Annotated in this window: 10 protein-coding genes; 5 read left to right on the plus strand and 5 right to left on the minus strand. The window is 34.5% G+C overall.

Going from position 1 to position 8,844, the window contains the following annotated elements; genetic code table 11:
• Nucleotides 1-1,108: 1,108 nt before the first annotated feature.
• From J3U35_RS03750 to J3U35_RS03760, 3 genes are all read right to left on the minus strand, one after another.
• Nucleotides 1,109-1,654: a hypothetical protein gene (locus tag J3U35_RS03750; protein WP_267359662.1), complete on the minus strand. Its 546-nt coding sequence runs from the start codon at nt 1,652-1,654 to the stop codon at nt 1,109-1,111.
• A gap of 365 nt (nt 1,655-2,019) precedes the next feature.
• Complete coding sequence (mltC, locus tag J3U35_RS03755; protein WP_267351928.1) at nt 2,020-3,090, minus strand: membrane-bound lytic murein transglycosylase MltC; 1,071 nt, start codon at nt 3,088-3,090, stop codon at nt 2,020-2,022.
• An 8-nt stretch (nt 3,091-3,098) separates the two neighbouring features.
• Nucleotides 3,099-3,368: an oxidative damage protection protein gene (locus tag J3U35_RS03760; protein WP_065559651.1), complete on the minus strand. Its 270-nt coding sequence runs from the start codon at nt 3,366-3,368 to the stop codon at nt 3,099-3,101.
• A gap of 208 nt (nt 3,369-3,576) precedes the next feature.
• On the opposite strand from J3U35_RS03760, the gene J3U35_RS03765 reads away from it, so the two are divergent.
• The 3 genes from J3U35_RS03765 (at nt 3,577) to J3U35_RS03775 (ending at nt 6,467) form a co-directional block, all read left to right on the plus strand.
• Nucleotides 3,577-4,788, plus strand: coding sequence for an aspartate aminotransferase family protein (locus J3U35_RS03765; RefSeq protein ID WP_267359664.1), 1,212 nt, complete (start codon nt 3,577-3,579; stop codon nt 4,786-4,788).
• A 68-nt stretch (nt 4,789-4,856) separates the two neighbouring features.
• Complete coding sequence (gene yihA, locus J3U35_RS03770; RefSeq protein WP_065559653.1) at nt 4,857-5,468, plus strand: ribosome biogenesis GTP-binding protein YihA/YsxC; 612 nt, start codon at nt 4,857-4,859, stop codon at nt 5,466-5,468.
• A 12-nt stretch (nt 5,469-5,480) separates the two neighbouring features.
• The gene (locus J3U35_RS03775) at nt 5,481-6,467 is read left to right on the plus strand and encodes a serine/threonine protein kinase (protein ID WP_267359666.1); all 987 of its coding nucleotides are present in this window, start codon (nt 5,481-5,483) and stop codon (nt 6,465-6,467) included.
• A gap of 24 nt (nt 6,468-6,491) precedes the next feature.
• Here J3U35_RS03775 and J3U35_RS03780 read toward each other — a convergent pair whose 3' ends face one another.
• Nucleotides 6,492-6,791: a GIY-YIG nuclease family protein gene (locus J3U35_RS03780; protein WP_267351934.1), complete on the minus strand. Its 300-nt coding sequence runs from the start codon at nt 6,789-6,791 to the stop codon at nt 6,492-6,494.
• Nucleotides 6,792-6,979: 188 nt separating this feature from the next.
• On the opposite strand from J3U35_RS03780, the gene J3U35_RS03785 reads away from it, so the two are divergent.
• Together J3U35_RS03785 and J3U35_RS03790 are read left to right on the plus strand one after the other, a co-directional pair.
• Nucleotides 6,980-7,684, plus strand: coding sequence for a lipopolysaccharide core heptose(II) kinase RfaY (locus tag J3U35_RS03785; RefSeq protein WP_267351935.1), 705 nt, complete (start codon nt 6,980-6,982; stop codon nt 7,682-7,684).
• 182 nt (nt 7,685-7,866) lie between these two features.
• Nucleotides 7,867-8,451, plus strand: coding sequence for a hypothetical protein (locus J3U35_RS03790; RefSeq protein ID WP_267351936.1), 585 nt, complete (start codon nt 7,867-7,869; stop codon nt 8,449-8,451).
• A 109-nt stretch (nt 8,452-8,560) separates the two neighbouring features.
• On the opposite strand, the gene J3U35_RS03795 is transcribed toward J3U35_RS03790, so the two are convergent.
• The coding region (locus J3U35_RS03795) for a hypothetical protein (protein WP_267359668.1) at nt 8,561-8,844 on the minus strand (284 nt) is incomplete at its 5' end.

Here is an 8,844-nt window from a genome sequence, read left to right on the forward strand (position 1 = left end):
ACTATGCCCACATAGAAAAGGTCATCTTCCTGCTCCACCACCAGCTTTTCCTGCTGTGTGTGGGTCTGACCCTGCTCATCCTGCCAGCTTAAATCAAACTGATACTCACCCGGGGATAAAATTATCTCGCGCATGGCTCGACCATTGTCGTCCACCACTAAGCGTTCACCATTAAGCATCACTGCTTTTTTATCTTCCAGNTCCCGCCATTTGAATGACCACTTTACGGTCTTGTGCACTGGTGACGATGCCCTGATGGTTTATTCGGCTTTCACCAAAGCCCGGTATCGTGCTGTCTGATTTTAATTGGCCAAATAATAAATTCGACGAGGTAGATTGGAGGTTAGATTTGCTATAGGAAATAAAATCACTGTCGGTTTGTGCACTGCCATAACCTAATGTCTTAAAAAATGTCGCATAAACATTGTCTTTCAAACCGTCATAACTGGTGGTGGTTAAAATCGCTTTATACTCGCTATCAATCGATAATGGCTCACCATTATCCGTATCGCCATTCCATAATACCGCTTCATAAGGGCTGATATCACTAAAACGGAAAGTCTTTAAGGGATATTGGTTATCTAAATCAGATTGTCGGTAAATGGTGATTTGGTATTCCGCAATTTTGGTTGGATAGTTGGTATAAACATAAAGCCCCATTGGTGTTGTAAATAATCCTTGTGAAGTTAACTTCACTTTAGGATTATAGATACTTAAATTAAGCTTTTCTTTTGCATTAAACTCATCCCGGATAATATTCAATTTGGGCACGTTATCCGTACCGGCATAAACACCATTTGAGCCGAGTAAAAAAGCAACACTTATCCCCAAACAAAGCGGATGTCGGGTCCAGTTATGTTTTTTCATCTAATTTATTTCCTTTCTTTTAATAGCTATTATTTTTATTTATTGTTAGTTCAGTTAAATGTCTTTTATTAACATCTATACCGATTATCGTTTTAAGTTAAAATTTAATTAATAATTAATGATTTAAATAACATTTTAGTTTGAGACTTTTTGAGCTGACATAACATATTGATCGAATAAAACGATCAATAAATAATAAATATTTGTCTTAAACTATCAAGATATCATCAAGTTAATATCTTTATGTGTATTTTTTATACGCTCTATCTTTTCGTTGAAATAAATTAGTTAGCAAATTGCTATCTTGCACAACACATTGACCTAAAATCTGAAAGGATGCCGCATTAACATTGTTTTTGAAAAGTCCGTATTGAGCAGCCGAGATTACACTGTATTTATTGTCTATTGATAATAGTTCTTTTATAACAGTAACAGTCTTTTCAAATAGCGCTGTAACAAAATGGCTATGACTGAAAAACAATGTTTCTAATTGACAGTGATTATCTAAATTAGGTTGCTGATATATCTCATTGTGAGATCCGACATTTTTAAACGGATAATTTGTATCTTTATAAAATCCCAAAGAAGCAAGAAATAACTTTTGTAAGGAGAGTCCAGAATGGTAGATGCCTGAGTTCAATTTTTCTGTTGTATTTAATTCATCATCAATAGATCTAAGCATGATTAAATTAGTCATTGTTTTAGCGAAAGCAAAAATTGATCCAAGCAAAATCAACAAACCTATTACCAGATCAGAAAAAATACGGAACCGTTTACATTTATTCATGAATTAGAATTTCCTTTCATTTTATTGCAACTCTGTTATTAAATTTAGGTTGATGACCTTAAACGATATAAAGAAAAGATAAAATTTACTAAAAATTTAATGGCTAAAACTTTACTATTATTTTCACTTATTCTAAGTTTAGGTTGAAACCGCATCAACTCCTTATTTGCTAAGAGTTGTAAGCGGTTAAACAGCAAATAAAACAGATTATTATCAATTTCAATTACCTTCACGGTAAGCTTTTTTTAAGAAGTGAAATTTAAAATTAACAAATCGGGATTAATTAAATAACTATTGTTTCTTTAACAAAGACCATCATAATATAAATAAATCAATATAATATGATGGCACGACTATTTTATATCCTACCTATTGTCTAATATACTACTGACTTTGATAAGATAGTTGCGAGACTCTTGTGAAACATGGGAAGTAACCAATTTTCGATATACTTGCTGTGGGGTCATAGAATTGATAATGTTAATCGCTTCGTTACGATCACTAGAGAAGGTACGAAGTACACTACCTGCACCACCATTATAAGATGTTATCATTGCGTATCTCAAAGAAATAGGATTATTAATCCCAGCTAGATATTTTGTTTTTAATAGTGATAAATAAGCGGTACCCATATCAACATTATTTTTAGGATCGAGTAAAAATTGCCTGCTAGGTTCCCCTGATTTTCCCCTTAATGAAAAAATATCGCGTCCAGCAGTATGTTGTTGAACTTGCATTAATCCAAGTGCATCACTACGGCTCACAGCATAGGGGTTAAATGCCGATTCAACTTCCATAATCGCTAAAATTAATCGTTCATCTATAAGGTAACGATTTGATGCTTCAATCACTAACGGTAAAAATTTTCTGGCGCGCTGATTGATATGATTAGGAACAAGTTTAATTTCAACATAAGTAATTTGATGAGAACCCGATGTGCGAACTTGCATATTATGAGCAAGAACATAGTCAGCAAAGTTATTGGCTCTACCACTCCAACGAATAGGTTGCATTTCTTGGTCAAGCACCTGATTATACAAAAAAGGCTCTTGTGACTGATCCTGCCCCATTTTACCATGACGAATAATATCATCTGGTTCTGGCATTAGTAGCGTTGAAACAATAGCATCTTTTAAACTGATTATGGGCATATCAGACAATGTTTCTATCGTAATCACCCCAGAAACAAAGTTAATATGAACTCGCGTTTCTAAATTATCCTCATATTGAACATAATCTTTAGGTCCCGCAATAAGCACCTCTTTGGGCCCCCATATTTGTTCAATATTATTAGCATATTGGCTGATTAAAATATTAAATGCATTGGTATCTTTAACATAATAATCTTCATTATCGAAATTTGCATTTTTACTAGGACAACCCGCTAAAAAACTTGCAGTAACAAATAATGTAATAATTTTTATGTTATTTTTCATGTGATTTCTCAATTTTGTGGTTTATAGCCATCAATAATGATATCTTCACCATCAAATAAAAATTTAACCATTTCATCTTCAATTTTTTTTCGATGTTCAGGATTCATCATATTGAGTTTATTTTCGTTGATTAACATGGTTTGTTTTTTAAGCCATTCTTGCCAAGCTAGTTTTGAAATTTCGTTATATATACGCTTGCCAAGCTCTCCCGGATATAGCTGAAAATCCAAACCTTCCGATTCTTCTTGTAAATAATGGCAAAATATAATGCGGCTCATATTAATCTTTTTCCAAATACAATTAAAAATAGTGTCCAATTATAACTGAAAACAATTATGTAAAAGAAGAAAATTATTCGGTCGCTATCCTGCGCAAAACTTTCAAACTGAATTTTAATTCAAATTAAATGAATAATTATTTACTTTACTAAACCTCTATTTGGCATAAAATAGATTACAACATGTCAATATAGGTAAGGATGTAACAATGCAACATAACGTTTCTCGAGAACTGTTTGATAAAGTCATTTTACCCGTTTATTCACCCGCACAATTTATCCCCGTTAAAGGTGAAGGTAGCCGGATTTGGGATCAAAATGGCGTAGAGTACATCGATTTTGCTGGTGGCATTGCAGTCAACGCTTTAGGGCATTGCCACCCAAGATTAATCAAAGCATTACAAGAACAAAGTCAAAAATTGTGGCATGTCAGCAATGTGTTTACTAATGAACCGGCATTAATGCTTGCTCAAAAACTGATTGACCATACTTTTGCTGATCGCGTATTTTTTGCCAATTCAGGGGCGGAAGCCAATGAAGCAGCGTTCAAACTTGCTCGCTATTATGCCACAAAAAATTTTCATCCTTATAAAACTAAAATTATTTCTTTTTACCAATCTTTTCATGGACGCACTTTTTTCACTGTTTCTGTTGGGGGTCAAGCAAAATATTCCGATGGATTTGGCCCTAAGCCAGCTGATATCGTTCATGTTCCGTTTAATGATCTTAATGCTGTTAAAGCGGTCATGGATGATCATACTTGTGCGGTCGTCCTTGAACCGGTACAAGGGGAAGGCGGCTTAGCATCGGCTACACCTGAATTTTTGAATGGTGTTAGGTTGCTTTGTGATGAATATAATGCCTTGCTAATATTTGATGAAGTTCAATGTGGCATGGGACGAACAGGCAGTTTATACACCTATCAACAATACAATGTGATACCGGATATTTTAACCTCCGCTAAAGCATTGGGTGGCGGATTCCCGATTAGTGCAATGTTAACCACCGATCAAGTATCCTCTGTGATGCATGTTGGTGTACATGGTACCACTTATGGTGGTAATCCTCTTGCTTGTGCAGTAGGCTGTGAAGCGTTTGATATTATCAATTCACCAGACGTGCTTTCAGGGATCGAAAAGCGTCGAGCAATATTTATTGCTAAACTGGAAGAAATTAATGACAAATTCAATGTGTTTAGAGAATATCGAGGAAAAGGGTTACTTATTGGCGCTGAATTACAACCTGAGTTTCATGACAAAGCTCGCGATTTTTTGAACGTCGCAACAGAATATAAAGTAATGATTTTAAATGCCGGTTCAAATGTATTACGTTTTACACCTTCACTGATTATATCAGAAGATGAAATCCAAGAAGGGATGAACCGATTTGCAAAAGCCGTTGAAAAAGTTGTCAATGCTTAAGTTTTTCTATACAGTAACAGCATTTTAATCGATTAAATGCTGTCTACGCATTTATAGGATACTTATTTATGTACGATATTCGACCATTAAATTATGCAAAAACTAAATTTATATTAAGTGCACCAGATATTTCACATTTGCCCTTTGACGGTGGTGTAGAAGTCGCATTTGCCGGTCGCTCAAATGCAGGAAAATCGAGTGCGCTTAATACGCTGACTAACCAAAAAGGGTTGGCCAGAACCAGTAAAACACCGGGGCGGACTCAGCTTATTAATCTTTTTGAAGTCGAGCCTAATTGTCGGTTGGTTGACTTGCCAGGATATGGTTATGCGCAAGTGCCAGAAACAATCAAGCGAAAATGGCAGAAGTCATTAGGGGAATACCTACAAAAACGTGAAAGCCTTAAAGGTTTAGTGATATTAATGGATATAAGACATCCTTTAAAAGATTTAGATCAACAGATGATTGAATGGGCGGTATCGGTGAACATTCCCGTCATGTTGTTATTGACCAAAGCAGATAAGCTGGCGTCTGGAGCGCTCAAAAAACAAGTAAATATGGTCAAAGAAGCCATCTTACCTTTTCAAGGTGATATTACAGTATCCCCTTTCTCATCACCAAAACGTATTGGTCTTGAACCATTAAAATGGCAATTAAACGAATGGTTTAACCAACAATAAAAGAGAAAATTAATGCATCATCCTGCTTTTTCATTCCAAGCGCTATCCCCTGAATTTATTCTTGATTGTTTATTGTCTATCGGGATACGTGTTGATTCGGGTTTAATAGCATTAAATAGCTATGAAAATCGTGTCTACCAATTTATGGATGAAGAGCGAATACGTTATGTTGCTAAGTTTTACCGTCCACATCGCTGGAATCGAGAGCAAATTCTTGAGGAGCATCAATTTACCCAAGCATTATTTGATGCTGAAATCCCTGTTGTTACGCCTATAATAGTCAATAACAACACTCTGCATGAATATCAAGGTTATTTGTTCTCGCTTTTTCCAAGTATAGGCGGCAGACAATATGAATCTGATAACATTGAACAAATGGAGTCAGTCTCACTGTTATTAGGACGAATGCATCAAATTGGCGCTCAAAAAAACTTTATACACCGACCGACAATCGGTCTTGAAGAGTACCTTTATCAGCCTCAAGAGGTACTTTTATCTTGTCAGTTTATTCCTAAAAATATTCATTCAGCGCTTAGAACAAACCTGACACACCTAATTAAAGCCGTTGAACAACATTGGCATAATGATTGGCAATGCATCCGTTTACATGGTGATTGTCATATTGGTAATATATTATGGCGAGACCAAGCCATACTTGTCGATTTTGATGATGCACGTAATGGCCCTGCAATTCAAGATTTATGGATGTTACTGAATGGTAATCGGCAAGAACAACGTCTACAACTTGATGCGTTAATAGAAATGTATCAAGAGTTTAACGATTTTGATAGTCAACAAATTAAATTAATTGAGCCATTAAGAGCAATGAGAATGGTTCATTATCTGGCTTGGATTATTACACGTTGGCAAGACCCAGCTTTTACTGCTGCTTTTCCTTGGATCACAGATGTTGATTTTTGGTATCAACAACTCAAGGAATTTGAACAGCAAACTAAAGCAATTTACTCACTACCTTTAGCATTGATGTCGGCATTTTGAATTATAAACTCATCTAAAAATAAATTAGTTAGCAATGAATCTTGCCAATAATTCTGTTAAGTTAGGAGATTGTGCAATAAGTTTTTCTTTATGAGTCTTAGAAAGTTGTTTGATACGATACTCAAGCTTTAAAGCTGTGGATTTATCCCCAACATAAACTTGATAGACAAGCGTAAGATCTTGATGACCTTTCAAATATTTAGCTCCTTGACCAGTTTGATGTTGATGTAAACGTCGACTTATATCTGTAGTAATACCGGTATAGAATGTTTGATTAGCCGTTTTAATAATATAGAGAAACCAAACTGATGACTTATTTAGCATAGTAAACAATAGCAGTTAACGTATTTATCAATAATTTTCAATTATAAGAAAACATTTTAATCAGCGCAAAATTTTGATGATTATAATTAGGTTATGTAAACGTTATAATTATCATCGTTTCATTTACTTTAAGATAGATAGTGTTTAAGATAAACCAATTGTGTTGTTGTATGTTGGAGCCAAGTAATTTGAATAACTTTGCAAATATAATTGAAACTGAACGTGGTGATATGAAGTTCGCTTACGTCCAAAATGATGAAATTGACTATCTTGAACTGTTTGATCACTTTCTGGCAGAGGAAGGTCACCATGAATTACTGGATCCTAGTGATCGTATTGAAAGATATACTTATTTAATTAATCATAATCAAAGCAAATTTATTTTTAAAATTGATGGTGGCGTTGAAAATCGTTTGGAACGTCGACTGATTGCCAAAATAACCGGTGATTTTTATTTCAATTTAATCCACAAATTAGCTAAAATTTCGCAGGATAAATGCGACATAGCTTATGAGCTTTATTTAGTCGCATTCGATAAAAAAACTAAACGCCACTATATGATTTTTAATTTTATCGAAGGTCGTTCATTAACAAGGGACGAAATGAAATTACATGGCGAACAAGTCAAAAATTGTATCGAAAAACTTCATCATTATAATTTAGTCTCTAACGATGTGCATGGCGGTAATTTTATTTTAACGCCAGATGGTAAAATTAAAGCTATCGATTTAACAAATTCAGGGTTTATTTGGCTAACCAAAGCTAACGATGCCATAGAACTGCAAGAACGATTTAATATTAAGATTAAAGTTCCGGCTATGGCAATGGCAATTAAAAAATTTACCCATGGATTTAAACGATTATCACGAAAAATTCGTGGTAAAAAGGTTTAATATTATCTTAATGATGTGAGGTAATTATTTACCTCACTCGCATAACGTCTAAAATTGTTATTGATTTCCACATTTTTAACATTGGTTCTTTTCATTCAATTTTAAATATCAATTTATGGTTAATGTTTATCGATATGAGTAAACTAATCAATAAACCATTTAACACCTATGAGGAGCTAGCCATGAAAGCGTTTATAATTTTATTCACTCTTGTTGCTGTGCTAACGGGCTGTACATCGCCCAAAATGGCGTCGATTTATCAAACCCAAGGCGTCGAAATATCACAAAACGCATCGGGCGATGATATTCTCAATAAATATAGCAAAACAATACCAACCCAAAATCTTCATTCTTCCTTGTCGCTGTGTATTGCACAAGAACTCAATAATGGACCAGTTGTGCTAACAAATGAAAGTTATTTTGGATCACCTTGGTGGTATTCATACAACATCCCTAATCAACAATCGATCACAATAAATGGGGGGCAAACGATTAAGCTAGTTGAAGGAAATCATGTTGTTGCCAATGCCATAACCGACTATCATTATAACGCTAAATATTTTGTCAGTTATACTTTAACGGCTACTCACCATCAAAACAATATTCATTATCTATTTAGCAACATTAAACAGGCTCAACAATATACGGGTTCGACAGTAAATGATGGTTTTGAAAACGTTAAAACTTTACAACGATCACATCCTGACTTAGTTATCGATGCACTAAATAAAGAAATCAATAAAATTCAATCATGTTTATTAAAATAACAATAAATGCATTTTCTAGTACATTAACGTTACAAGCATAATCTTACCTACCATTAGAAAAACGGCTAATTGACTTAAGGTGGCAGGCGTTGATGAAGTTTGGGGTTGTTTAGTTGACGCGGCTACCGTTTTCAGTGGTCGCATCACTTTGTTGTGTATGCTTATTTTGCTTTGCTAAACCTTTGGCTACATTATCCCACCAGAGCATTTTTGTCGCTTTTTCTTTGGTTTTTTCCCATAATTTATACTTCTCTTCTAACTGATTTATATAACCCAATAATTTAAGTTGTTCTTGTGTTAATTTCTTGTCGGGTGCATCTTTATAATCAGGGGGAAAACGTTGATAATCTCTTCTTTGTTGTTCTAAGCCTTGTTTTATTGATTCTTGTTCGC

The organism is Gilliamella sp. B2717, from assembly GCF_026536675.1.
In the GTDB taxonomy this organism is placed as follows: domain Bacteria; phylum Pseudomonadota; class Gammaproteobacteria; order Enterobacterales; family Orbaceae; genus Gilliamella; species Gilliamella apicola_I.

Bases quoted from the DNA above. Each gene is read 5' to 3' on its own strand.
- J3U35_RS03765 (WP_267359664.1), top strand. From the start codon at position 3,577: ATGCAACATAACGTTTCTCGAGAACTGTTTGATAAAGTCATTTTACCC.
- J3U35_RS03790 (WP_267351936.1), top strand. From the start codon at position 7,867: ATGAAAGCGTTTATAATTTTATTCACTCTTGTTGCTGTGCTAACGGGC.
- J3U35_RS03760 (WP_065559651.1), bottom strand. From the start codon at position 3,368: ATGAGCCGCATTATATTTTGCCATTATTTACAAGAAGAATCGGAAGGT.
- mltC (WP_267351928.1), bottom strand. From the start codon at position 3,090: ATGAAAAATAACATAAAAATTATTACATTATTTGTTACTGCAAGTTTT.
- J3U35_RS03775 (WP_267359666.1), top strand. From the start codon at position 5,481: ATGCATCATCCTGCTTTTTCATTCCAAGCGCTATCCCCTGAATTTATT.
- J3U35_RS03780 (WP_267351934.1), bottom strand. From the start codon at position 6,791: ATGCTAAATAAGTCATCAGTTTGGTTTCTCTATATTATTAAAACGGCT.
- J3U35_RS03750 (WP_267359662.1), bottom strand. From the start codon at position 1,654: ATGAATAAATGTAAACGGTTCCGTATTTTTTCTGATCTGGTAATAGGT.
- yihA (WP_065559653.1), top strand. From the start codon at position 4,857: ATGTACGATATTCGACCATTAAATTATGCAAAAACTAAATTTATATTA.